Annotated in this window: 27 protein-coding genes and 1 tRNA gene; 14 read left to right on the top strand and 14 right to left on the bottom strand. The window is 32.2% G+C overall.

The window, feature by feature from the left end:
• Positions 1 to 32: 32 nt before the first annotated feature.
• The 6 genes from HA151_RS07390 to msrA are packed head-to-tail and all read left to right on the top strand — an operon-like array spanning position 33 to position 6,110.
• Entirely contained in the window at positions 33 to 2,162 is a 2,130-nt protein-coding gene (locus HA151_RS07390) for a BamA/TamA family outer membrane protein (RefSeq protein WP_209106831.1), read from the top strand.
• Positions 2,163 to 2,999, top strand: coding sequence for a UDP-3-O-acyl-N-acetylglucosamine deacetylase (lpxC, locus tag HA151_RS07385; protein WP_209106830.1), 837 nt, complete (start codon positions 2,163 to 2,165; stop codon positions 2,997 to 2,999).
• A 17-nt stretch (positions 3,000 to 3,016) separates the two neighbouring features.
• Positions 3,017 to 3,475 (top strand): 3-hydroxyacyl-ACP dehydratase FabZ, encoded by a 459-nt coding sequence (fabZ, locus tag HA151_RS07380; protein WP_209106829.1) that lies wholly within the window; start codon positions 3,017 to 3,019, stop codon positions 3,473 to 3,475.
• Positions 3,476 to 3,479: 4 nt separating this feature from the next.
• Positions 3,480 to 4,316: an acyl-ACP--UDP-N-acetylglucosamine O-acyltransferase gene (gene lpxA, locus HA151_RS07375; protein ID WP_209106828.1), complete on the top strand. Its 837-nt coding sequence runs from the start codon at positions 3,480 to 3,482 to the stop codon at positions 4,314 to 4,316.
• The gene (gene lpxB / locus HA151_RS07370) at positions 4,313 to 5,491 is read left to right on the top strand and encodes a lipid-A-disaccharide synthase (protein ID WP_209106827.1); all 1,179 of its coding nucleotides are present in this window, start codon (positions 4,313 to 4,315) and stop codon (positions 5,489 to 5,491) included. Before lpxA ends, lpxB begins: the two co-directional genes overlap by 4 nt.
• A gap of 16 nt (positions 5,492 to 5,507) precedes the next feature.
• Positions 5,508 to 6,110: a peptide-methionine (S)-S-oxide reductase MsrA gene (msrA, locus tag HA151_RS07365; RefSeq protein WP_209106826.1), complete on the top strand. Its 603-nt coding sequence runs from the start codon at positions 5,508 to 5,510 to the stop codon at positions 6,108 to 6,110.
• Between the two features lie 11 nt (positions 6,111 to 6,121).
• On the opposite strand, the gene HA151_RS07360 is transcribed toward msrA, so the two are convergent.
• Complete coding sequence (locus HA151_RS07360) at positions 6,122 to 7,594, bottom strand: leucyl aminopeptidase (RefSeq protein WP_209106825.1); 1,473 nt, start codon at positions 7,592 to 7,594, stop codon at positions 6,122 to 6,124.
• A gap of 24 nt (positions 7,595 to 7,618) precedes the next feature.
• The gene (locus tag HA151_RS07355; RefSeq protein ID WP_209106824.1) at positions 7,619 to 8,230 is read right to left on the bottom strand and encodes a hypothetical protein; all 612 of its coding nucleotides are present in this window, start codon (positions 8,228 to 8,230) and stop codon (positions 7,619 to 7,621) included.
• A gap of 150 nt (positions 8,231 to 8,380) precedes the next feature.
• Here HA151_RS07355 and HA151_RS07350 point away from each other — a divergent pair, with 150 nt between their 5' ends.
• From HA151_RS07350 to pyrF, 3 genes are read left to right on the top strand one after another with little or no spacing between them, the layout of a single operon-like run.
• Complete coding sequence (locus tag HA151_RS07350) at positions 8,381 to 8,704, top strand: DUF1825 family protein (protein WP_011376972.1); 324 nt, start codon at positions 8,381 to 8,383, stop codon at positions 8,702 to 8,704.
• A gap of 19 nt (positions 8,705 to 8,723) precedes the next feature.
• Positions 8,724 to 9,962, top strand: a complete 1,239-nt coding sequence (tyrS, locus tag HA151_RS07345; RefSeq protein WP_209106823.1) for a tyrosine--tRNA ligase — start codon at positions 8,724 to 8,726, stop codon at positions 9,960 to 9,962.
• Positions 9,963 to 9,968: 6 nt separating this feature from the next.
• Positions 9,969 to 10,697 (top strand): orotidine-5'-phosphate decarboxylase, encoded by a 729-nt coding sequence (gene pyrF / locus HA151_RS07340; protein WP_209106822.1) that lies wholly within the window; start codon positions 9,969 to 9,971, stop codon positions 10,695 to 10,697.
• Here the strand turns inward: pyrF and plsY are convergent.
• From plsY to HA151_RS07315, 5 genes are read right to left on the bottom strand one after another with little or no spacing between them, the layout of a single operon-like run.
• Complete coding sequence (plsY, locus tag HA151_RS07335) at positions 10,681 to 11,274, bottom strand: glycerol-3-phosphate 1-O-acyltransferase PlsY (protein WP_209106821.1); 594 nt, start codon at positions 11,272 to 11,274, stop codon at positions 10,681 to 10,683. The genes pyrF and plsY overlap by 17 nt on opposite strands.
• Before the next feature lie 5 nt (positions 11,275 to 11,279).
• Positions 11,280 to 12,290, bottom strand: coding sequence for a DUF3086 domain-containing protein (locus HA151_RS07330; protein ID WP_209106820.1), 1,011 nt, complete (start codon positions 12,288 to 12,290; stop codon positions 11,280 to 11,282).
• A gap of 35 nt (positions 12,291 to 12,325) precedes the next feature.
• Positions 12,326 to 12,730, bottom strand: a complete 405-nt coding sequence (locus HA151_RS07325) for a DUF3119 family protein (RefSeq protein ID WP_209106819.1) — start codon at positions 12,728 to 12,730, stop codon at positions 12,326 to 12,328.
• A gap of 4 nt (positions 12,731 to 12,734) precedes the next feature.
• The gene (locus tag HA151_RS07320; protein WP_209106818.1) at positions 12,735 to 13,490 is read right to left on the bottom strand and encodes an MlaE family ABC transporter permease; all 756 of its coding nucleotides are present in this window, start codon (positions 13,488 to 13,490) and stop codon (positions 12,735 to 12,737) included.
• Between the two features lie 9 nt (positions 13,491 to 13,499).
• Positions 13,500 to 14,846 (bottom strand): MFS transporter, encoded by a 1,347-nt coding sequence (locus tag HA151_RS07315; protein ID WP_209107151.1) that lies wholly within the window; start codon positions 14,844 to 14,846, stop codon positions 13,500 to 13,502.
• A gap of 112 nt (positions 14,847 to 14,958) precedes the next feature.
• Between HA151_RS07315 and HA151_RS07310 the strand changes: the two genes are divergently transcribed.
• Positions 14,959 to 15,029: transfer RNA gene (locus HA151_RS07310), tRNA-Gly, on the top strand.
• Here HA151_RS07310 and HA151_RS07305 read toward each other — a convergent pair.
• Positions 15,030 to 17,066, bottom strand: coding sequence for a glycogen debranching protein (locus HA151_RS07305; protein ID WP_209106817.1), 2,037 nt, complete (start codon positions 17,064 to 17,066; stop codon positions 15,030 to 15,032).
• A 627-nt stretch (positions 17,067 to 17,693) separates the two neighbouring features.
• Here HA151_RS07305 and HA151_RS07300 point away from each other — a divergent pair.
• The 4 genes from HA151_RS07300 (at position 17,694) to HA151_RS07285 (ending at position 19,034) form a co-directional block, all read left to right on the top strand.
• Positions 17,694 to 17,969: an HU family DNA-binding protein gene (locus tag HA151_RS07300; protein ID WP_011132955.1), complete on the top strand. Its 276-nt coding sequence runs from the start codon at positions 17,694 to 17,696 to the stop codon at positions 17,967 to 17,969.
• 193 nt (positions 17,970 to 18,162) lie between these two features.
• Positions 18,163 to 18,420 carry a hypothetical protein gene (locus HA151_RS07295; protein WP_245151629.1) on the top strand — a complete coding sequence of 86 codons (258 nt, stop codon included), beginning with the start codon at positions 18,163 to 18,165 and terminating at the stop codon, positions 18,418 to 18,420.
• Positions 18,421 to 18,474: 54 nt separating this feature from the next.
• Positions 18,475 to 18,720: a hypothetical protein gene (locus HA151_RS07290; RefSeq protein WP_209106815.1), complete on the top strand. Its 246-nt coding sequence runs from the start codon at positions 18,475 to 18,477 to the stop codon at positions 18,718 to 18,720.
• A 56-nt stretch (positions 18,721 to 18,776) separates the two neighbouring features.
• The gene (locus tag HA151_RS07285; protein WP_209106814.1) at positions 18,777 to 19,034 is read left to right on the top strand and encodes a hypothetical protein; all 258 of its coding nucleotides are present in this window, start codon (positions 18,777 to 18,779) and stop codon (positions 19,032 to 19,034) included.
• Here the strand turns inward: HA151_RS07285 and HA151_RS07280 are convergent.
• The 6 genes from HA151_RS07280 to HA151_RS07255 all read right to left on the bottom strand — a co-directional run bounded on the left by HA151_RS07280 (position 19,029) and on the right by HA151_RS07255 (position 22,946).
• Positions 19,029 to 19,241 (bottom strand): hypothetical protein, encoded by a 213-nt coding sequence (locus HA151_RS07280; RefSeq protein ID WP_209106813.1) that lies wholly within the window; start codon positions 19,239 to 19,241, stop codon positions 19,029 to 19,031. The two genes, HA151_RS07285 and HA151_RS07280, sit on opposite strands and share 6 nt — an antisense overlap.
• A gap of 2 nt (positions 19,242 to 19,243) precedes the next feature.
• The gene (locus HA151_RS07275; protein WP_209106812.1) at positions 19,244 to 19,489 is read right to left on the bottom strand and encodes a chlorophyll a/b-binding protein; all 246 of its coding nucleotides are present in this window, start codon (positions 19,487 to 19,489) and stop codon (positions 19,244 to 19,246) included.
• Positions 19,490 to 19,532: 43 nt separating this feature from the next.
• Positions 19,533 to 20,558: an adenosylcobinamide-phosphate synthase CbiB gene (cbiB, locus tag HA151_RS07270; RefSeq protein WP_209106811.1), complete on the bottom strand. Its 1,026-nt coding sequence runs from the start codon at positions 20,556 to 20,558 to the stop codon at positions 19,533 to 19,535.
• The gene (gene ilvC / locus HA151_RS07265) at positions 20,546 to 21,535 is read right to left on the bottom strand and encodes a ketol-acid reductoisomerase (protein ID WP_209106810.1); all 990 of its coding nucleotides are present in this window, start codon (positions 21,533 to 21,535) and stop codon (positions 20,546 to 20,548) included. The genes cbiB and ilvC overlap by 13 nt, the downstream gene beginning before the upstream one ends.
• Positions 21,536 to 21,645: 110 nt before the next feature.
• On the bottom strand, positions 21,646 to 22,257 hold the full coding sequence (locus HA151_RS07260) for an ATP-dependent Clp protease proteolytic subunit (RefSeq protein ID WP_002807795.1): 612 nt from the start codon (positions 22,255 to 22,257) through the stop codon (positions 21,646 to 21,648).
• A 26-nt stretch (positions 22,258 to 22,283) separates the two neighbouring features.
• Positions 22,284 to 22,946 (bottom strand): ATP-dependent Clp protease proteolytic subunit, encoded by a 663-nt coding sequence (locus HA151_RS07255; RefSeq protein WP_209106809.1) that lies wholly within the window; start codon positions 22,944 to 22,946, stop codon positions 22,284 to 22,286.
• Positions 22,947 to 22,961 lie beyond the last annotated feature (15 nt).

Here is a 22,961-nt window from a genome sequence, read left to right as displayed (position 1 = left end):
TAATGCTTCTTTCGCCATATTAAAAAAAGACTATGCAAAAACATTTTTTAAAATTCAGAAAGGTTTTTACAAATATTGCTTGCCCACCTTTGATTTTGATAGCTAATAATTCAGAATTGGCAGCTAAGTTTTTGCCAAATGACTTTAATCAATCAATATCAAATCTCGAGAAAATTAACAAAAACTTTGATTTGTTTCAAGGACTTAAAACTAAAAAAGAGAAAAATCTCATTATTGCAGAGAATAAAAAAAATATTAATCAGGAGAGTGTCCTCATTTCAGAAATAATTATCGAAGGTTGGGAAAATCATCCCGAGGGCAGAAAACTAGAATTGGCTGCATATGATTCTATGAGTATAAAGCCAGGAAGTATTGTTAATAATCAAATTTTAAATCAAGATCTTAATTCAATATACGCTAGTGGTTGGTTTTCAGACGTTAAAATAAAGTCCCAAGATGGTCCATTAGGAGTGAGGTTAATTGTAAGTGTAGTACCAAATCCAATTTTGAAGAAAGTTGAAATTAAACCTGTAAACTCTTTAATCTCTGATAAGTATTTAGATAGTATTTTTAATAATTACTACGGAACCACTCTTAATCTAAAAGAACTTCAAAGCAAGATAGAAATAATAAAAAAACGTTATGAAAATGAGGGCTACTCTTTAGTTAGAATTTTTGGCCCAGATAGAATCTCACAAAATGGAATAGTAACATTAAAATTGTCTGAAGGAATTATATCTGATATCAAATTAAGATTTCCAGGATCTGATGGTGAATCTGTCATCGATGGCAAACCTAGAAAAGGGAAAACAAAAGACTGGGTCATAAAAAGAGAATTGAAATCACAACCAGGAACCATTTTTAATAGAAAAACTTTAGAGGCTGATATACGTCGACTTTATGCAACATCATTATTTGATGATGTCAAAGTATCTCTTGGTCCTGATAATTTAAATCCTGGCCAAGTCGTTATCTTTTTAGACTTGAGCGAGCAAAGAACAGGATCATTGACTGGTGGTCTTGGTTACAGTAATGGTTCAGGTATTTTTGCCACAGTTGGCTTGCAGGAAACAAATACTTTAGGTAGAGCCTGGTCTACTAATTTAAATCTAAATTTTGGAGAATATTCAACGACTTACAATTTTTCTATATCTGACCCATGGATTAAAGGAGATAAACATAAAACTTCTTTTAGAACAAATATTTTTCTGAGTAGGGATTATCCACAAGAATTTATTGGTGAAAACAATAAAATATACGCTGTTGATGATACTAATACTACAAACAATGATACTTTTTCAACAATAGTTTTAGAGAAAACAGGAGGTGGATTTTCTTTCTCAAGGCCTCTTAATGGTGGGGACCCATTTAAAGTTTCTAAATGGAAAGTTCTTGCAGGGATGAATTTTAAGAAAGTAAAGATGATTGATGGTAGTGGGAATATAAGACCATATGGAGATATGACACCAACTACAGGCAACATAAACGATATTATTTGTATTGGGTTTACTTCCAATGATGGACTATGTCCTGAGGAAAATACATTGGTAAGTGTAATCGCTAGTACAACTAGAAATAATTTGAATGATTTTGCAAACCCAACTTCAGGAAATAAATTTAGTTTTGGGACTGAGCAGTTTGTTTCTGTGGGGGAAAACTCTCCAACTTTTAATAGAACGAGAGCCAAATATTCATTTTTCATACCAACAAAATTGATAAATTTAACCAAAGCATGTAAGTCTAGTAATTCTTCAAGCAAGGATTGTCCTCAAGCAATAGGTTTTCAATTAACAGCAGGAACTATAATTGGAGAATTACCTCCTTATGAAGCATTCTGTCTTGGCGGAACTTCATCTGTAAGAGGTTGGGGATCTTGTGATTTAGCTGTTAGTAAAAGTTTTGTTGAGGGCTCAATAGAATATAGATTCCCTGTTTGGAGAATGATTTCAGGAGCCTTATTCGTAGATGCTGGAAGTGACTTGGGCTCTCAAGAGGATGTCCCTGGAAGGCCTGGTAAATTATTGCAGAAATCAGGTTCTGGTTATTCGATTGGAGGTGGAGTTGGAGTGAAAACGCCAATTGGTCCCTTAAGATTAGATGTTGCAAGTAAGGAATTAAGTGGAGATTGGCGATATACACTTGGAGTTGGATGGAAGTTTTAAGTGTTTTCTTGGCCAACTAATTATGATTCTTGCTATACATTATCTGGGGTTGTCTCCAGAGAAGGTATAGGACTTCATAGTGGAGAAAAAACAAGAGTTAAAATTTCTTCCTATGAAAAAGAGGGATATTATATTTCTTTCAGGGATCAACCCAACGAGATTTTCAAACTAACTCAAGATTTAATTGGAAGTACGATGCTTTGTACGGCAATTAAATTAGGTGGAAGAAATCTATATACAATTGAACATTTATTGTCTTCACTCTCGGGTTGCGGCTTAAGTTATATACATATTGAAGTTGATGGAAAGGAAATCCCACTTTTAGATGGCTCAGCAATTCAGTGGGTAAAAGCTTTTGAAGAGGTGGGTATTAAAAAAGCACCTAAACCAAATAATTTCTTTAGGGAGATTAATAAATCAATAATTTTAAATAAAGATGATTCAATAATAGCTGCTACCCCATGTCAAAAAACTACAATCATATCGACCATAAGCTTCCCTTACAGAGCAATTGGTAATCAAACTTTTGTAATTGACTTAAATCCAAAAAGTTTCGTTGAAATGGTTGCTCCAGCAAGAACATTTGGTTTTAAGGATCAATTTCAGGAGTTAAGTGAACTCGGATTAATAAAAGGTGGAAGTTTAGAAAATGCACTTGTTTGTGATGGAGATGGATGGGTTAATCCCCCATTAAGATTTGATAATGAACCAATAAGACATAAAATTTTAGATCTCATTGGGGACTTGGCTTTGGTAGGGTTACCTAAGGCCCAAATTTTGGTTTACAAAGGATCACATTCTTTAAATGCTTTATTGGCCTCATCACTAAAAAATTAACTTTTAATTTAATTGTTTTGGAAAAGAAATCATCTATTGAAAAAAATCAACTCTCTTCTGAGAATATTTTAGGGCTTTTACCCCATAGATATCCTTTTGCTCTTGTGGATAAAGTAATAGAGCATATTCCTGGAGAGCGGGCTGTTGCAGTAAAGAATGTAACTATAAATGAGCCTCAATTTCAAGGACATTTCCCCGAAAGGCCCTTAATGCCAGGAGTACTTATAGTTGAATCAATGGCTCAAGTTGGGGGAATAATAGTTACGCAAATGCCTGATCTTCCTAAAGGACTTTTTGTTTTTGCTGGAATAAATAATGTTAAATTCAGAAAACCTGTTGTGCCTGGAGATCAACTGCTAATTTCTTGCGAGTTATTGAGTATTAAAAGAAAAAGATTTGGCAAAGTGAAAGGAGAGGCTCATGTTGATGGAAAGTTGGTTTGTTCTGGAGATTTAATGTTTTCATTAGTGGATTAGAGATATGGAAAATACTCAATTTAATTCAAGTTTTAGTGGTGTAAAAGTGCACCCAAATGCTTTTGTTGATCCAAGTGCTAAATTGCACGAAGGTGTGATTGTTTCTCAAGGAGCTACTATCGGTCCGAATGTGACTATCGGGAAGGGAACCGAGGTAGGCTCAAATGCAGTTATTACTGGGAGAACTCAGATTGGATGTAATAATAAAGTTTTTCCTAATGTATTTATTGGACTTGATCCCCAAGATCTTAAATATAAAGGTGCAGATTCTGAAGTTATTATTGGGGATAACAATACTTTCAGAGAATGTGTAACTATCAATAAGGCAACTGATGAAGGGGAAAAAACTATTATTGGGAGCAATAATTTGTTAATGGCTTACAGTCACATAGGCCATAATTGCGAGCTTGGCAATGGAATTGTTTTGTCAAATAGTGTCCAAGTCGCTGGGCATGTAAAGGTAGAAGATAAAGCTATTATTGGTGGGTGCTTAGGTATACATCAATTTGTCCATATAGGATATTTAGCGATGATCGGAGGAATGACTAGAGTAGATAGGGACGTACCTCCTTTCTGTTTGGCCGAAGGTCATCCAGGTAGATTAAGAGGTTTGAATAGAATTGGAATCAAAAGAAGTGGTTTGATGGAAAACAAAAATTTTAACTTGAAATTACTTCAAAGTACTTGGAATCTTCTTTTTAAATCTGATGATCCAATTTCTAATTCTTTAGAAAATATAATGAAAGGAGAATTAGATCTTTCATCTTCAAAATTATGTATTTTTTTAAAAGAATCAATATCTAAGAATAGGCGCGGTCCAATGCCTTTAGTGAATTTATGAATAAAAAGATTTTTATAAGTACTGGAGAAGTTTCTGGAGATTTGCACGGAAGTTTGTTATCAAAAGCTTTATTTGATGAAGCCAGAAAAAAATCTATAGATTTAGAAATTTGTGGATTAGGTGGTGAAAGAATGAAGAAGGAAGGTGTAAAAATTCTTCAAGATACTACTTCAATTAGTGCAATAGGAATTTGGGAGGCTTTACCTCTTATTCTCCCAACATTAAGAATTCAAAAAAAATTTTATAAATTACTAAAGAAATATCCTCCAGATTGCTTGATTTTGATCGACTACATGGGACCTAATATTAAAATTGGGACTAAATTAAAAAGATCAAGAAGTGATATTCCAATATACTATTATATTGCTCCTCAAGAATGGGCATGGAGAGTTGGCAATAATAGCACCACAAATTTAATTAAATTTTCAGATAAAATTTTTGCAATTTTTAAACAGGAGGCAAAGTTTTATAGAAGAAGAGGCGGAAATGTTTTTTGGGTGGGTCACCCAATGATTGATTTAGCAAGAAGGTTGCCTTCCAAGAAAGACTCTAGAACAATTCTCAAACTTCGAGGAAACCAGAATATCTTACTTTTAATGCCAGCATCAAGATCTCAAGAGTTAAAATACATCTTGCCCACTTTCTTGAAAACTGCAAAAAAATTGCAACTAAAATACCCAAGTCTTGTCGTTTATATTCCATCCTGTAGGAGGGTTTTTGATGAACAATTTAGAAAGGGTTTAGAAAAATATGAAATTAAAGGCAAAGTTATTTCTCAGCAGGATGATTCTGAATTGAAGCCTTATATTTATTCATTAACAAAACTAGCTTTATGTAAATCAGGCACAGTGAATATGGAATTGGCTTTATATGGCATACCACAGATTGTTGGATATAAGGTTAGTAGAGTTACTGCCTTTATCGCAAGAAAAATTCTTAATTTCAAGGTGAGATTTATTTCACCTGTGAATCTTCTATTAAAGAAATTAGTAATACCTGAGTTCGTCCAGAAAAATTTTAATGAAAAGAAAGTTTTTCACCAAGCTTGCAGATATCTAGATCTGACATCAGAAAAAGTAAAAATCAAAAAAGGTTATGCTCTCCTAAAGAAAGAATTAGGAGAAGAGGGTGTAGTCGAAAGAGCTGCTAAAGAGATTATTAATTCTATTATTTGAACTCTATAATAAATGAATGAAATATTTCTTACCTTTAATAATTGCCTTTTCAATTTTCATTAACCCTCTTAATACACTTGCAGAAGAATTGATTCTTGCAGGAGGTTGTTTTTGGTGTTTAGAACATGATTTAGAGTCTTTAAAGGGGATAAATTTTGTGCAAAGTGGCTACTCAGGAGGAAATCTTCAAAATCCTACATACGAAAATCATGATGGGCATCAAGAAGTTGTTTTGGTTAATTATGATCCCAAGTTGGTAACTTTACCCGATATACTTAGGCTCTATTTCAGAAATATTGATCCTCTGGATGGCAAGGGTCAATTTTGTGATCGTGGAGATTCTTATAGGCCAGTGATCTTTTTCAAAGGTGCAACTGAGGAAAGTGATGCTATAAATGCAATTTTTTCCGCTTCTAAAGAATTGCGTGTACCATTAGAAAAAATATCTGTAGAACTAAAATCAAAAGATCAATTTTGGTTGGCTGAAGAATATCATCAGGATTTTGCTGAGAGAAATGAATTAAAATATAAGTTCTATAGATTCTCATGTGGGAGAGATCAGAGGTTGGATAAATTATGGGGTGATAACGCTAGATCAACAAATCTTTGGAATGAATGATTTAAATATAGTTATTTATTTTTAATCCATTGAACAAGAGTTTTAACTCCAAAACCGGTTGCACCTGATGGATTAATTCCTTTATTCTTATCAGTCCAACAAGTCCCAGCAATATCAATATGAGCCCATCTAATTTTTTTATCGAAGAATTCCTCTAAGAACAAAGCAGCAGTTATTGATCCGCCTGCTCTTGGACCTGTATTTTTCATGTCTGCTATATGAGACTTTAACCCTTCTTTATAAGATTTTTGTAAAGGCATTTGCCATAATTCTTCTCCAGACTGGACTGATGCAGCTTTTAGGTCATTTGCCAAATCATCATTATTGCTCCAGAATCCAGCTACATCATTCCCTAATGCAACAACAATAGCTCCTGTTAAAGTTGCAAGATCTATTATTGAATCCGGTTTTAAATTGGATGCGTAAGTTAAAGCATCAGCTAATGTCAGTCTACCCTCTGCATCAGTGTTATTTATTTCAATTGTCTTACCATTAGATGCCTTAACTACATCTCCAGGGTGTACTGCAGATCCATTTATCATGTTTTCGCAAGATGCAACAATAAAATGAATTTCTAATCCTTTTGGTTTGATTGCTCCAATTGCTTTTGCTGCTCCTAAAACTGCAGCGCTTCCGCCCATATCATATTTCATCATTTCAATTTGAGAGGCTCCTACTTTCAGATTGTATCCTCCAGAATCAAAGGTTAAACCCTTACCAACAAGCGCAATCTTTTCTTTTATGGGACCCTCTGATTTTAAAGTAAGATGTATAAATTTAGGATCTAGATCAGACCCTTTTGCTACAGCTAAATATGCACCCATTCCTAAATCTTCACAATCTTTTGCTTCTAGAATTTTTACTTCCAAACCATGATCTTTAGCAATTTGAGAAGCTTGTATAGACATTTCCTGAGGGGTAAGACTATTTGGAGGGGCGGCTACAAGTCTTCTAGCTAGTTCTACACCTTCACATATTTGTGCTGTCTCTTCAAAGCTAATATTCTCAAATTTTTTTAAATTCAAAAACTCTATTTCTTTAAGAACTTTCTTATCATCTTTTTTCTTATTGAATCTATTGTCTTTATAGGCGGATAATCTAGCTGACTCTGCTAATTGATTTATTGTTAATTGTGGATTTATTAATTCCCAAGGTAGTAAGATACTGACTTTTTCATTTTTATCAACAGTTTCCCTAACTAGTTTTCCTATAGAGTTTTCTATATCACTTTTATTTAGGTCTTTTGATTTGCCAAGACCAACTATGATTAAAGTTTCTAATTTTTGATCTAAAAATTCAAAACTTAAAGTTTTCCCTTTTTCTCCTTTGAATTTTTTTTGAGTAACTTTTTTTAGTAATAATTTTGGGTCAATAACAAATTTTATGTTTTCAAGTTGGCTTGCAATTTCTTCCTCTAAAACTCCAAAAATTAATAAAGCACCTTGCCAGTTATCAAGATTGTTTTGGAATGTGGAAAATTGCATTTGTAAAATAGATTTAATTAACTTTTAGTTGTTTGTGAAAGTAGTAGCCCACCTATCTCGAGTTTCTTTATTAAAAGGTGGTAACCATAAATATATCAGTTGCTGTTCTAATTTACGTCTTAATTTTACGTCTTTAGGTACATCTAAGAAGAAACGAATATCTTGGCGACTTGAGAGTTTGTTATGAGCCAGGGCTTCTTTATAGTTCATGAGATAATTTTTGCAGTCATGTTCTCCCTTCCATCTTTTATTAGCTGAATTTGTTTCTCCTATATATAAGATTATTTTAGAACTCTCCATCGAGTCAACTACGAAATACATTGCTGGACCAGTGTGTATATATTGATTGGTTCTCCAGAAGTTCAATGATAATGGCTGCAGGGAAAACGGATCAATTTTTCTTTCTTTTGAAATATTATTTATAGAAAGACTTGTTTGGTGAAAAGTTTTATTGTGAGTATCTTTTGAAATTTTGAATTGGTGATTATATATTTTATTTCTCCATTCAGTTAGGATTTCGCTTTTGATTTTTAGATTTTTTGTGTGTTGAAAAGTTGCTGATGTACTTACATTTGAACCAAATAATTCAATTTGTCTATTTTGGTTTGAAATATTATTCAAGTTGAAGTTTTCCAAAAATCTCGAGACATGTTTTTTAAATTTAATTCTGAATATAAATAAATCATAGAATTATTTATAAACTAAAATTTTATTAATGTTCTAATCAATTCATAAGATTCTTGTTATGTTGTAATTGAGCCTAAATCTTGTGAAGTTAAAATAGAAATGGGATTTTTTGAGTCAGACATAGTACAAGAAGAAGCTAAAAAGCTTTTTACTGATTACCAAGACCTCATGAAGCTTGGATCTGATTACGGAAAATTTGATAGAGAGGGGAAAAAAATGTTTATAAAAAAAATGGAATCTCTTATGGATCGTTATAAAGTTTTTATGAAGAGATTTGAATTGTCCGAAGATTTTCAAGCAAAAATGACAGTGGAGCAATTAAAGACACAGTTAAGTCAGTTTGGGATTACTCCTGATCAGATGTTTGATCAGATGAACAAAACCTTAATAAGAATGAAGGATGAACTTGATAAAACTTCTTAAACTTAACTGTTAAAGCTTTATGTCTGATAAATCAATATTGCCATCATGGCTGTCAAGAGGAATAGACGAGTACTTTCCAATTAAGGGAATAGATAAAACTTTTTCAGAGATAATTAATAATGCGAAAAAGAATAATAAAAAATTAAGGGTTAAACTAGGTATCGATCCAACTGGAACCGATATTCACCTTGGGCACAGCATTTTATTTAAAAAACTTAGGGCATTCCAAGATAATGGACATATTGCAGTTTTAATTATTGGTGATTTTACTGCTCAAATAGGTGACCCAACTGGAAAAAATAAAACAAGAGTGCAGTTATCCGAAAAACAAGTTAAAGATAATGCAAAAACATATCTAACCCAACTAGGAATGGGCAAGCCAGCTAATGAATCTATTTTAGATTTTGATTCAAAAGATAAAATAGAAATTAGATACAATAGTAAATGGTTAAAAGGATTAAATCTGAATTCGATAATTGAATTAATGGGGAGTGCAACAGTTAGTCAAATGTTAGCTAAAGAGGAATTTAATAAAAGATATACTTCACAAGTTCCAATTTCTTTGCATGAATTTTTATATCCGCTATTACAAGGTTATGATTCGGTTGTTGTTCAATCAGATATTGAGCTGGGAGGTACAGATCAGAAATTTAATATTGCAATAGGAAGGGATCTTCAAAGGCATTTTAAACAAGAGCCTCAATTTGGTGTTCTGTTACCAATTTTGACAGGTTTAGATGGAATTAAGAAGATGAGTAAATCTGAATTTAATACTGTAGGTTTAACTGAAGATGCTCTTTCAATGTATTCAAAATTAGAAAAAGTACCCGATAACATAATACCTACCTATTTTGAATTACTTACTGAAGTAGATTTAAGTTTTCTTGAAAACTCAAATCCTCGTGAATTACAAAGAAGAATGGCTTTAGAAGTTACTACCTTATTCCATGGGCCTGAAGAAGCATTAAAGGCGCAATCAAACTGTGAAAAATTATTCCTTGGACAGAAAGAAAAAGTTGGAGAAATTCCAAATATTTCTTTAAAAGAAGTAATTTTCCCAGTAAAGTTTTTTTACTTGTTGAGTGCTCTAAAACTTTTTAAATCTAGCAGCGAATCCAAAAGATCGATTAAAGGTGGGGGTGTAAAAATTGATAGTCAGAAATTAATAAATCCTGATTTAGTTTTTAATTCAAAAAATGATTTGGAAGGGAAAATTTTGCAAATTGGAAAAAAAATAATTAAGAGGTTTGAAAACTGAAAATTTATGAATAAAAGATTTAATTCAGAAGATAAAATAATATTGGCAATTGATGGATTAGATGTAAGTCAAGCAAAATTACTTTTGAAAAAATGTCCTAATATTAAGTGGGTGAAAGTTGGTTTAGAGCTTTTTGTGAGGGAAGGTCCAAGAGTTATTGAAGTATTAAAAGGTTTAAATAAAAAAATTTTTTTAGACTTAAAATTTCATGATATCCCTAATACCATGCGTTCAGCATGTTTCCAAGTTTCAAAATTAGGGGTTGATATAATTTCAATTCATGCTTCAGCAGGTCTAAAAGCTCTAAGGGATTCGAAGAAAGCATCTTTGGAAGGAGCCTCCTCTGTCAGTGTTAATCCTCCGTTTGTTGTAGGAATAACTGTTTTAACAAGCTTTTCTCTTAAAGATTTTCAAACTGATCTTGATAGAAATAATACAATTGAAGAAAATGTATTGAGACTTGCAAAATTGTCTTTTGATGCCGGATTAGATGGATGTGTTTGTTCCCCTTGGGAGGTAAAAATGTTGAGATCAATTTATAAGGATAATTTTGAACTTATTACACCAGGCATCAGACTTAATATTGACAATAAAAATGATCAAAATAGAATTATGACTCCCTATGAAGCTTTAGATAATGGCGCTTCTAAGTTAGTAATTGGTAGATCAATATCAAAAGCTATAGATCCTAATAAAGCTCTAATAGAAATATTTAAATCTATTGATTCTGATTAATTTTGGATTCTTCTCCATTAAGCAATCTTGTTATGTTTGTTCTATGTTTCCAGATTACTAATAATGCCACAATTAAACTTATAAAAAAATATGAGTGCATAAATTTACCTAGGTAAAAAAACATAAAAATAGGAAGTAAGATTGCCGCTGAAATACTGGATAAAGAAACAAATTTAGTTTTTGTTAGGACTATTAAAAAAATACCAAGAGATGCGAGTCCAACTTTCCAAGAAATAGCTAAAAACATACCTAATCCAGTTGCAACAGCTTTCCCTCCTTTACCTCTAAGCCATATTGGCCAAATATGTCCTGAGATGGCTGATATCCCTGCTATAACTTCTATTAATCCTTGATCTGTGTAATTTTGAGCAATTTTTACTGCAATAAGGCCTTTCCCAACGTCAATGATAAATACAAAAAGTGCTGGCCATTTCCCAACATTTCTTAAGACATTTGTGGCACCTGTAGATCCAGAACCTATAGTTCTTAAATCTATATTTTTGAGATATTTTCCAATTAAAAAACCTGTCGGAAGTGATCCTAAAAGATAGCTTATAAAAATTATTAATATAGTCATAAAGCTTAGTTTAATTCAAGATCATCGTAAATTTCATTATCTGAGCCAGCAAATGCAACCCATAATGGGAATTGAAGTATTGGAATTTCAACAGATGTTTCTGCTGCATCAATGATAATAAATGGCAATTCTTCATTCGCTTCTAATCTATCAGCTCTCTCGATAACACCTTCAGGCCTTTCAAAAAGAACAATACCACTACTAGGTCCAAAGTCATCCCTTGTGAGACCAAGCGAATCTTGAAGAATTCTTCTCCATTCACCTAATCTTTCAGGCTCCGAAGCTAAAATAAGAGTCTGAAACTGATCTCCATATAATTCGCCAAGAATCGATATTAAACCTGCTGATAACAAGGCATTTTTTTGTCGAGATCCTCTACTTTCAAGAGAACCTCTTCCGCCCATGTTAAAGAACCAATCATCCATAATTTCAATATCTGATGAATCAAGACTCCGTCTTAATTTCCAAGGTTCTGCATAAAAGTCAGGTTGTTCTGTAAAACTTGAAAAGCAACTTTTTATAATATCTTCATCTGGCTTAAATGTTTCAGAAAGAGCGGGAACATTAATTATATTATTTGTGCTATTGTTTTGCTTTTTCTCATCAAGGGGAGAAGGCTTTACGATTATTGGTTCAGAAACTAATTCAAGTTTCTCTACATTTTGTGAAAGATTCTGCAAAGCTCCAGTTAAGTACTCTTGAAAGCCTTTAACTCTTTTGGCAATATTATCTGACTGTCCTTTAAAATTTGACTCAATATCTTTTTCTATTTCATGTTTTTTGGTTTCTAATTCTTTTATTTCTTTTACTAAAGAGTCTTTTTTTGAAACGAGATCTCTAAAAATTTCATTAGAAATTTCATCAAAAGATTTAGTTGATTTGTCTTTTTTTGGTGTAATTTCTTTATTTTGCGTTATATTTTTTTTACTAATTTGATTGGTTTTATCATCTGAAATTGACTTATCTATTATTAATTCCTTTTCAGGATTATTGTCGGAAATTTCTTTATTAGTCATTTAAATAATTTTGATGAATAAGCTAAGTCTGAATTTTAAGAATTTTTAATTTCCAGGGAGTCAACTTTTTTTATGAGCTCATCTTTTAATTGCTTTGGATTAAATAAAATTGGTAATAAATGAGGACTCGACTTTTCTCTAAAATAAAAAATACCAGGGATTATAGGGAAAAAGAATTTCCATGATATCCAGTTCTTGAATGGAAAAGTTCTAATCTCTTTACCTAATTGTAAAACGATAAAATCATCATTTGTTATTTTTATTCTTAAGGTGAATGATTGAAGTAATAAAAAAAAGCTAAAAGAAGCAAAAACTATCGTTGGCAAAGAACCGATATTCAAAAACAAAAGCATAAAACTTAAAATTATTAAAATGATTGGCAACTGAAATGATGGAGATATTATTACTGGCTCCTCTTTTTTTGATTTAGTGTTAAACATTGGATCATCCAAATAAAATTTGTGTTAGAAATACATCCATTAAAGATACAGTAACGAGAGTCATTACAACTGCGCCTGTTGTACTTGTTCCAACTTCTTTTGGACCACCTTTAGTTGTGAGTCCATATCCACAAGCAATTATTGAAATAAGTAATCCGAACACTACAGATTTTATTAACATTGAAGTTAAGTCTGTACTGGTTAAACTCACATTACCTGATCTTACAGATGTCCAAAAAACTATTGGAGGAACCTTATAAAAAATTGTGCTCCAAATTTGTCCGCTCCATAAAGCTACAGATAAAAATAAAAGACACTGTATTGGAGACATTATTACCATCGATAGTAACCTTGGGACTACCAAATATTGGACTGGTTCGGTCCTTAACATGGTTATTGCCTCAATTTGTTCTGTGACTTTCATAGTACCCAGTTGAGCAGCATATGCAGTGGCAACCTTTCCAGTCATTAAAGTAGCAGTTAGAAGGGGAGCCATTTCTCTTGCCATGCCTACTGCTAATAAGCCTCCAATTTCACTTGAAACCCCCATACTTGTGAGTTGTGATGCGACTTGAATATTAAAAACTGTCCCTGCGGCAATTCCTGTAATTAATACAATTAATAAACTTCCAGGACCTGACTCCATAAGTTGGTCAAAGAGATCATTTTTGGAAATTTTACCTCTAAAGATAAAATTCATTGCTTGCCCTCCAATGATTAAGCTGCTTAGAAGTCTTTTGAGAAAATTAGGATAATACATAACATTATATTAGTTTGTAATTAATTTTCGATCCCATTTTCTCATGATTAAAAGACCAATTATTACGAGTATTGAGGGTATAAAACCAATACATAATCTAATAGTTAATTGTGCTGAGTAGCATTGTTCAATAATATTTAGACCATCTTTATCAACAAAGCATGATTGATATCCTGATAAATACAATAAAAATCCTAATAATTGAACACTAAAAGCGATGCCAATCTTCTGAATAAGTACCATCCAAGCAGTATATAATCCTGCCGGTTTCTCTGGGTCTTCGTCTATTGCATCAGGAAGTAGTGACCAAGGGATAAGAAAAGCGGTTGAAGCTCCAATTCCAATAAGACAGATTATGAAAATTAAGAGGATGAAGAGAAATATGTTGCTGGCATTTAGAAATAAACTATCTCCAACTCCTGAAATTTTGGATAATGAAGGTAAAAATAAAGTTGCAGTACATGAAATAATCCACATAATCGCTCCATAGTTTAAAGCTGAAATCCTGTTCAATTTATTTGATACTCTTGTCCATATTTGTAAACCCACTAAAGCGCTAATTTGGAAAGGTATCGGGATCCACTTAGCTATATATGTTGGTACATTCAATACATCCTCTACATAAATTAACGCTACTGTTTGCATCAATTGTAGTGCGCACCAGAGAAGAATATAAAGCGTAATAACTTTTAGAAATTTTTTATTTCTGAAGATCCTTTTGAATTGAAGTGTTATAGCTTCAGCTTTTCCAGAAGGCCTTCTTGCTATTTTTGCAAATGGAGCCAATCCCCAACAAGAAATTAATGTCGCAGCAACTGCAATACATCCGCTTATTTTACCCATTAAAAAATAGTCATTATTTGCGGATCCTTCAGAACCCAATACAATTCCAGCAATTATTAAACCAGTTAGTCCTGCAATTATTGAGCCAGTAAATCTAGAAGCGTTTAGTCTTGTTCTTATTTCTGTTTTTTCAGAAATTTCAGTAGATAAAGCTGCAAAAGGAAGATTAATACTTGTATAAGCAGTCATTACGATTATAGAAATTATGGCATAGTAAAAAGTCTTGGTTAGCATGGAACCAGTGGGTGTCCACCATATCGCAGCTAAAGAGAAACCAAGAGGAACAGATGCTACTACCATCCAAGGGATTCTAGGCCCCCATCTTGATTTTGTACGATCACTTAACCATCCAATTAACGGATCATTTACTGCATCCCATATCTTTATTAACATTAATAATGAACCTGCAATTATTACTGGCAAACCAGCAGAAATAAAGAATTTGAACAGAAAAAAACCAAATTGCGTCGCTACTAAACCTGTGCCTGCATCTCCTAGCCCATAAGAGAACATTAATCTTGTTGTTGACTTAGTAATATTTTTTTTCGAGTGTGAATTTTCCAATCTTTTTGATTTGTTGATTGTTTGATAATGTATTATTGCAATGGTAATTCTATTACTTAATGCGGGCGTGGTTTAGTGGTAAAACCTCAGCCTTCCAAGCTGAAGATGCGGGTTCGATTCCCGCCGCCCGCTTTAGAATAAATTATTTTTTGCCCCAAATACTTCTTTTGAAATGATTAATAAAGAGCTTCTACTCTTTATTGAAACAGATTTTTCATTGATAGTTATGGGTTCAAAAATCTCAGACATGCTAGTGTCAATAACTTTTAACCAATTATATTTACATTTTGGCAAGGGGAAATCGATACTTTTTGAATATGCATTTAAACCTATCCAGACCAGCGGATTAGAATTACCTTTGTTAATGCTAAAAGCAACTGTGTGAGACCAACTACTCCAATCGGGATTATCTAACTTTGTTCCATGCCAATGATAAGTTGGAATATTTTCATTGGTTTGATTATTTGGGAAGAATGATGGATTAAAAATGTTTATTAGTTTTTTTCTGATTTTTATTACGTATTTAAAATATTTTAATAATTCCAAATCTTGTTGACCATGTTCCCAATTCATCCAGCCTAATAAATTATTTTGGCACCAAGAATTATTGTTACCGCCTTGCGATCTTCCTATCTCATCACCCATAAGTATCATTGGAACACCTTTAGAGATAAGTAAATTAAGAATAAGATTTTTTTGTTGTCTTTTTCTTAAATCATTAATTAATAAGTTTGTAGTTGGTCCCTCAATACCATGATTCCAAGAATTATTATGGTTATCACCATCTCTGTTTTGCTCTCTGTTGGCAAAATTATGTTTTCTATTGAAAGTTACTAAATCTTTTAGAGTGAATCCATCATGTGAAGTAATAAAGTTTATTGATTTTGGGAAAATAGTATCGTCTTTATAAATCGATGGAGTACCTTTGATTTTATCGCTCATATTCCAAGCTGTATCTTTATCCCCCTTCCAAAATCTTCTCAAATCATCTCTAAAATGACCATTCCAAGTAAAAATATTCTTTGATGGGAAATCACCTAATTTATATAAACCACCACAATCCCATGGCTCACTTATAAACTTTATATCAACAAGTTCTGGTTCACATTCTATATCATCAAAAATTGGAGGATTATCGAGTGGCGAGAGATTTTCTCCTCTTGATAAGGCAATACCTAAATCAAATCTAAAACCATCTACTCCAAATTCACTCGCCCAACACTTTAATGATTCAATTATTAGTTTTCTAACCAATCCTCTGTTTGCTGCAATAGTATTCCCACAACCAGATACATCCTGATAATTTTTATCTTTCCCAATAAAGTAATAAAGGTTTTCATCTATACCTTTCCAACTTATCGCAGGTCCTTTGTCATCGCCTTCAGAAGTGTGATTGTATACGACATCTAAAATAACTTCAATGTCTGCCTTATGACACTCCTCTACTAATTTTCTAAATTCCTCCCTATTCTTTTCAGGTGATTCATTCGAAAGGTATTCATAATGGGGCGTAAACCAATTAATTGGACTATAACCCCAAAAATTTTTTAAACCATTTGGTGCATCAGTTGGATCAAAACAAAAAATTGGCAGTAATTCGATTGAGGTGATTCCCAGTTCTTTGAGATATGGAATTTTTTTTAAAAATTTCTTGAAACAACTTTCAGTTTTATCATTTGGTTCAGTGAAGGATTTGATATGGAGTTCGTAAATAATTGTTTCTTCCCAAGAATGATTCGGTCTTGGAAAATCCTTAAAATTAAATAATTTTCTATCGCAAACAACGCTTTTAAGACAACTATCAGTATTTTCTTGCGTTTTTAATGCATTTTCTCTTTTATATCTTCCCCACCCAGTTATACCCCTTGAACATGGATCGAGTAATACTTTTTTTTCATAGTTACTGTTGATCGTATTATTTTTTTGTTTTACTCTAAAGGCATAAATACAACCTTGATCTAGATTTTTTATTTCTGCATACCAGTAGGGACCAGTATTATGATTCTTCTGATCTAGTTTAAATATACTTTTTGGTGTAATAGAGTCCTCTTTTTCAAACAATAGGATTTCTACATATTCTGCATTTGTGGCAATTAGTGAAAAATTAACCCCTTTTGAAGTTAAAGAGCTTCCGAGAGGGAATGGTTTACCTTTATTGATATGAGTCACTTTATCCTTATCATTGATTAGTTAAATATAGAGATAAATCATTTGAATTACTGATATTTGAATAATAGATGCAAAATCAAAAAAAAAACTTAAATTTAAGGTTTAACTAATCAACTTGATAGGGACTTTTAGAGTATTAATTTTCTAAATAATTACAAATCATCCATCCTTTTGCTCAGTCCATAAAACGATTTAGAGAGAAAGTTTAATATTGATTTAACTAGATTTTTCTTGATTTCAAAATACAAATTATGCTGTTTCATGTGATGAGAAGGAAATATATCTGAAAATTAATAAAACATAATATAAAGAGCAAATTCTTAATTTAATTGCCCTTTGAAATTATTCCCTTTGATGAATGAAGTTAGGTTACTTAAGGATAAGTCCAGTGCTGCCAATGGGTTTAGGTGTTTGCTGGTTAAAGAAGTTTTTTTAAAAATAAGAAAAATTTGCGGCAAAAAAATAAATAATTGCGATAAAAATGTCCCTAAAATTTGTATAAAGCTTTGCGCCGCCGGCATTTTCGGTTGCCGTATTCGTATTTGCTCCATATGATGTGCAAGTTCGAGGTTTTTTTGACTTGATTAAAACTCATGTCTTTTGAATCTCTGCTTTACAAACAATTCAATGAACAAAGCTGATTTAGTAAATCTTGTTGCTGCTCGTACAGAGCTCACAAAAACGGATGTTTCTTTAGTTGTTGATGCAGCTATTGAAACTATTGTTGATTCAGTAGTGGAAGGCAAAAAAGTCTCCATACTAGGATTTGGTTCTTTCGAGCCAAGAGATCGTTCTGCAAGACAGGGATTAAACCCTAAGACAGGCGAAAAAATAGCAATTCCTGCTAAAAGAGTTCCAACATTCTCAGCAGGTAAACTTTTTAAGGATAGAGTTCAAGGTTAATCTTTTTAGTCTATTTCTTCCTTAAATGCAAAGGTGCTCTTTTAGGGCATCTTTTTTTTTAAAATCTCAATAGAATTATATTAGTTGAATTTTCAAAACTCTTAACCAAGTATCCCAAATTTTGAAGTCTTTATATGTGATGAAATGTTTAACTATTCTTTCCCTAAATTTTTTGTTCTTATCTGGTTTTGTTATGGCAGAAACAATTCCAACAAAGTCCAAGATTTTTAAGGAAGCAAGTTATTGTATTAGAGATTATCAAGCCCAAGTTTGTAAAGAGTTAATATTTGAAATAGAAAAACTGCAATTACTTGTATTTGACCAAAATAGATTCAAATGTCAATCAAGTTTATTGGGGATGCAGTCAGCAATTATAGAAGCTTATTTTTTAAAAAATTTCTCAAATGAAAGAATTTCATTTACGATCCCATATGTGATTAAAAATTGTTAATTATTAAAAAATTTTATTTTTTTGGAATATTATAAATTTGGATTTTAAGTATTAATGGTAAAAGGTTTCTCTGATAATGAAGTAAAAAATGATGCTGAAATAAAAGAATCAAAAAAAGAAAAAAAAGGCTTAGCAGCTTTTCTTAAAGGCAAGAAATTTACTTATACTTTGCCAGGTAAAAAACAAATAAATATTTTTGGATCAATAGTATTAGGCTTAAATTTGATTTTAATATTGCTAGTCATCCTTTACTTAAAGAATCAAGAATTTCATGACTTTGTTTTTAATGTTGGTCGTTAAATATTTTTAGATCGAAAAAATTTTTTAAATGATATATTAAAATTTTAGAATATCTTATGAAGGTAGTAAATTTAGTTTTCCAAGTATTTTTTTTGTTAGTAATACTTCTCTTTTTAATATACTTTCTCACAGGTTATGACTCTGCTTTTGAGGCAGACCAAAATTGTCATTCATATCTTTCAAGTTACGATAACATATCTGGAAATTATGGTTGTGATCATGATACTGAGACACATCAGTGGATACTATACGAATCAAATGACAAAAAAGAGCAAGCAAAAATTATTAAGAAATTTAGGTACAAATTTTTATAATTCAAATTTTTTATAAAAAAACTTTGCACTTATTATTGATATTATCGCTGTAATTGTGAAAGTAAGATACTGATATATACTTCCTTCTAAGTAAATTTTATTTTTATACAGAGGATAATCAATGAAAGAGCCTAATGTTCCCCAAATTATTACCCATACAGATATGTATAGGATTGCTTTTATTGGATTAGGTTTTTTTTCTTCCATTTTTAATTAATACCAAAAATTGAAGAAGTCACAGGCCTGCCGCTAAAAACCAACTCGGTTAATATAAGCATTAAGAATCCAATCATAGCTGCTCTACCATTCACAAGCTCGGCGCTGCTATTGAATCCAAAAACATTCTTTACTTCGTCCCCCTGATTGTCTACCCATTTTGAGTATTCATTATCACTTGAAGATGTATTAGTAGATCCATCATTTTGGTTTTCCATTGGAGAGACTTTTTCTTGCATTGATTTTTAGATTTATTCTAATAATTTTTAAATTAATTTATTATTAAATTAAACTCGAGATTATAAAAAAAATTAAGGAAAAAATTATTATCCATAAAAATTGTAATCTCAAAATTAATTGACAAATTAATTTGATTTTTTCTTCAGTGCAATTATCTCCAGTCTTATTAATTAATGGCTTTTCAATAATTTCATTTTTATATTTACTTTTACCTCCCAATTTAATTCCGGAAATATAGGCAAATATAGCTTCTGAAATCCCAGAATTAGGCGAATCATATTTTTTACCATCAAGATAACTTTTTTTTATGATTGATCCATACTCATTAACTTTGGAGCTAACTAAAGGTAACGTGATTAAAACTAATCTTGAAGGAAAAAACGTAAAAATATCTTCGATTTTTGCACTGAAATAACCCAAATATCTAAAATAATCATATTTGTAACCTATCATTGAATCTAAAGTGCTTATGGCTTTATAAGAAAAACCAAGTGACAAAGGTCCTGGTAGAAAAATTGAAAACTTCATAGAAATAATTCCAATAAAAATCCAAAATAATGGCCCAAATATTCCATCAACAGAATTTTCGGTAAGGCTCTCTGTACTTGATCTCAAGAGATGTTTTATAGAAGATGAACTTACATCCCTACTCACTATTCTTTGTACCTTATCTTTGATTATTTTCTTATTTTGGATATTAATTTCCTTGCGTTCTATTAGCTCCGCAATCTCTTTCACACTTGAAATAAGTCCCTTTGTAGCGATACAACTTGAAAGCCCAAAAAAAATTAACAATCCAACAAAAAAATGATTTCTTGATTGCAAATAACTTAGTTCTATCAATTTTCCTAAACCAAAACTCATTCCAATAGTGGATATAGCTACGGAGAAACCACCCCAAAACAATATTTTTTTATTTTCTCCAAAATTATTTATCAGGTAATCAGATATTTTTTTTATGTAAAAGCCAATTACTTGAACAGGGTGTATTAAGAATCTTGGATCACCGATCAATAAATCAAAACCAATCGATCCAAGAAATAGTAAAAATAAATTTATTTCAGCCAACTGAACATCGAGCGCAGACCTTTACCCACTTTCTCAATTTCATGTTTTGAGTTCTCTTCTCTTAATTTTGTCATTAAGGGTTTGTTTTTATCGCATTCTTCAACAAAATTCTTAGCGAAAGTTCCATCTTGAATATCCTTCAGAATTTTCTGCATTTCTTTCTTTGTATCACTATTGATGAGTCTTTTACCACTTACATAATCTCCATATTCTGCAGTATTTGAAATGGAATCTCTCATTTGAGATAGGCCTCCCTTGACCATTAAGTCAACTATAAGTTTAACTTCATGTAAGCATTCGAAGTAAGCAAGTTCGGGCTGATAGCCTGCCTCTACAAGAGTTTCGAAGCCTGATTTGACAAGTTCTGATAATCCTCCGCACAAAACCGCTTGTTCTCCAAATAAATCGGTTTCTGTTTCTTCTTTGAAGTTTGTTTCAAGAATCCCAGCTCTCGTTCCGCCAATCCCTTTAGCGTAAGCCATCGCCAATGATCTTGCATTTCCGGAAGAATCCTGTTCTACTGCAAATAATGCTGGAACTCCTTGTCCATTCTGATATTCCCAACGAACAGTGTGTCCAGGTCCTTTTGGAGCAATCATTACAACATCCACAAAACTAGGAGGTTTGATAAGTCCGAATCTTATATTGAAGCCATGAGCAAAACTTAATATCTTTCCTTCTTTTAAATTTGGTTCTATTTCATTAAGGTAAACATTTTTCTGAAACTCATCTGGGAGGAGAATCATAATCCAGTCTGCTTTTTCGCAAGCTTTAGAAACGTTAAATACTTGTAGACCATCGCTAATAGCTTTGCTTTCAGACTTACTTCCTTTATATAATCCAACAATTACATCCATACCGCTATCTTTAAGGTTTAGGGCATGTGCATGACCTTGTGAACCATATCCAATAATCGCTATTGTTTTATTATTTAAAAGACTTAGATCTGCATCTTTGTCGTAAAAGAGTTGGGTCATTAGTTGTAGCTTCTTTGCATTTGATAATTAATATTTTAGACATTAAAGGTGTAAATAAACCAAAAAATTATTAATTTAAAAATTAAAATTAAAATATTTATTTAGAAAATTTAAGACTGATTTGCTTCGCTTGGATGTGTGATTACTCTATCGATCAATCCATAGTTTTTTGCTTCTTCCGCACTTAGAAAATAATCTCTATCAGTATCCTTTTCAATTTTCTCAAATGATTGGCCTGTCATATCTGCCATAGACATATTTAACATATCTTTAATTCTTAAAATCTCCTTAGCTTCTATTTCAATATCACTTGCTTGACGTTGAGAAGTTCCTCCTAGAGGTTGATGAATCATTATTCTGCTATGAGGCAAAGCAACTCTTTTACCTTTTGTGCCAGCAGCTAATAGGAACGCTCCCATTGAGGCTGCGAGGCCTACGCAGATTGTTACTACATCACTTTTTACGTATTTGATAGTGTCATATATAGCCAAGCCAGCGGTCACTGATCCGCCTGGACTATTTATATATAGATAGATAGGTTTGGAATTATCATCAGAATCTAGATAAAGCATTTGTGCAACAAGGCTATTAGCAATACCATCATTGACTTCCTGACCAAGAAAAAGAATTCTTTCAACACCTAGTCTTGTATATATGTCAACCCACCTTTCGTATTGACTTCCTGGAAGTCTGTAAGGCACGCTTGGAGTTCCTATTGGCATAATTTTAAAGTAATTGTTTGTGAGAGTTAAATTTTATTTGGTAGATCTTTTTGACTTGTGAGTATTCTATCGATAACTCCATAATCTAGAGCTTCTTCGGGATTGAGATAACTCATCCTATCAGAGTCTTTTGAGAGTTCTTCGATAGTCTTTCCAGTATTACGAGATAGAATCTCCAGCATTGATTTTTTATTTTTCAAAACTTCCTCAGCTCTTATTTGGATATCAGTTGCTTGGCCTCTTGCACCACTTATAGGTTGATGTAAAACAATAGAAGCATGTGGAAGGGCCGCCCTTTGTCCCTTAGTGCCAGATGAAAGGATAACTGCAGCAGTCCCCATTGCTTGTCCGATACATATTGTGTGTACTGGAGGCTTGATATAGCTTATTGTGTCGCAGATAGCGAAAGCTTCTGTTTCAAAACCAACGGCGTCACCAGTGTACCAACTTGTTCCTGTTGAATTGATGTAGAAATAGATTGGTTTTTCTGGATCCTCAAACTCTAGATAAAGAAGTTGAGCAATGATTAGCTCAGTAACATCCATTCCTAGTTGTCTTTTCGCATCATCATCTGAAAATAATGGTAAACCAAGATAAACAATTCGCTCTTTAAGTAAAAGAGAGGGAAGATCAGGTGGCGGGGTCCTCATAACGGTGTTTTCGCCATAATAAGGAGCAGATACAGTCATATGTATCACAAAATT

This window comes from Prochlorococcus marinus XMU1419, assembly GCF_017695955.1.
Lineage (GTDB): Bacteria > Cyanobacteriota > Cyanobacteriia > PCC-6307 > Cyanobiaceae > Prochlorococcus_A > Prochlorococcus_A marinus_AD.
This window is presented reverse-complemented; position numbering and strand designations above follow the sequence as displayed.

Bases quoted from the DNA above. Each gene is read 5' to 3' on its own strand.
- HA151_RS07390 (WP_209106831.1), top strand. From the start codon at position 33: ATGCAAAAACATTTTTTAAAATTCAGAAAGGTTTTTACAAATATTGCT.
- lpxA (WP_209106828.1), top strand. From the start codon at position 3,480: ATGGAAAATACTCAATTTAATTCAAGTTTTAGTGGTGTAAAAGTGCAC.
- lpxB (WP_209106827.1), top strand. From the start codon at position 4,313: ATGAATAAAAAGATTTTTATAAGTACTGGAGAAGTTTCTGGAGATTTG.
- msrA (WP_209106826.1), top strand. From the start codon at position 5,508: ATGAAATATTTCTTACCTTTAATAATTGCCTTTTCAATTTTCATTAAC.
- HA151_RS07360 (WP_209106825.1), bottom strand. From the start codon at position 7,594: ATGCAATTTTCCACATTCCAAAACAATCTTGATAACTGGCAAGGTGCT.
- HA151_RS07350 (WP_011376972.1), top strand. From the start codon at position 8,381: ATGGGATTTTTTGAGTCAGACATAGTACAAGAAGAAGCTAAAAAGCTT.
- tyrS (WP_209106823.1), top strand. From the start codon at position 8,724: ATGTCTGATAAATCAATATTGCCATCATGGCTGTCAAGAGGAATAGAC.
- pyrF (WP_209106822.1), top strand. From the start codon at position 9,969: ATGAATAAAAGATTTAATTCAGAAGATAAAATAATATTGGCAATTGAT.
- plsY (WP_209106821.1), bottom strand. From the start codon at position 11,274: ATGACTATATTAATAATTTTTATAAGCTATCTTTTAGGATCACTTCCG.
- HA151_RS07330 (WP_209106820.1), bottom strand. From the start codon at position 12,290: ATGACTAATAAAGAAATTTCCGACAATAATCCTGAAAAGGAATTAATA.
- HA151_RS07325 (WP_209106819.1), bottom strand. From the start codon at position 12,730: ATGTTTAACACTAAATCAAAAAAAGAGGAGCCAGTAATAATATCTCCA.
- HA151_RS07320 (WP_209106818.1), bottom strand. From the start codon at position 13,490: ATGTATTATCCTAATTTTCTCAAAAGACTTCTAAGCAGCTTAATCATT.
- HA151_RS07315 (WP_209107151.1), bottom strand. From the start codon at position 14,846: ATGTTCTCTTATGGGCTAGGAGATGCAGGCACAGGTTTAGTAGCGACG.
- HA151_RS07300 (WP_011132955.1), top strand. From the start codon at position 17,694: ATGAACAAAGCTGATTTAGTAAATCTTGTTGCTGCTCGTACAGAGCTC.
- HA151_RS07295 (WP_245151629.1), top strand. From the start codon at position 18,163: ATGGCAGAAACAATTCCAACAAAGTCCAAGATTTTTAAGGAAGCAAGT.
- HA151_RS07290 (WP_209106815.1), top strand. From the start codon at position 18,475: ATGGTAAAAGGTTTCTCTGATAATGAAGTAAAAAATGATGCTGAAATA.
- HA151_RS07285 (WP_209106814.1), top strand. From the start codon at position 18,777: ATGAAGGTAGTAAATTTAGTTTTCCAAGTATTTTTTTTGTTAGTAATA.
- HA151_RS07280 (WP_209106813.1), bottom strand. From the start codon at position 19,241: ATGGAAGAAAAAAAACCTAATCCAATAAAAGCAATCCTATACATATCT.
- HA151_RS07275 (WP_209106812.1), bottom strand. From the start codon at position 19,489: ATGCAAGAAAAAGTCTCTCCAATGGAAAACCAAAATGATGGATCTACT.
- ilvC (WP_209106810.1), bottom strand. From the start codon at position 21,535: ATGACCCAACTCTTTTACGACAAAGATGCAGATCTAAGTCTTTTAAAT.
- HA151_RS07260 (WP_002807795.1), bottom strand. From the start codon at position 22,257: ATGCCAATAGGAACTCCAAGCGTGCCTTACAGACTTCCAGGAAGTCAA.
- HA151_RS07255 (WP_209106809.1), bottom strand. From the start codon at position 22,946: ATGACTGTATCTGCTCCTTATTATGGCGAAAACACCGTTATGAGGACC.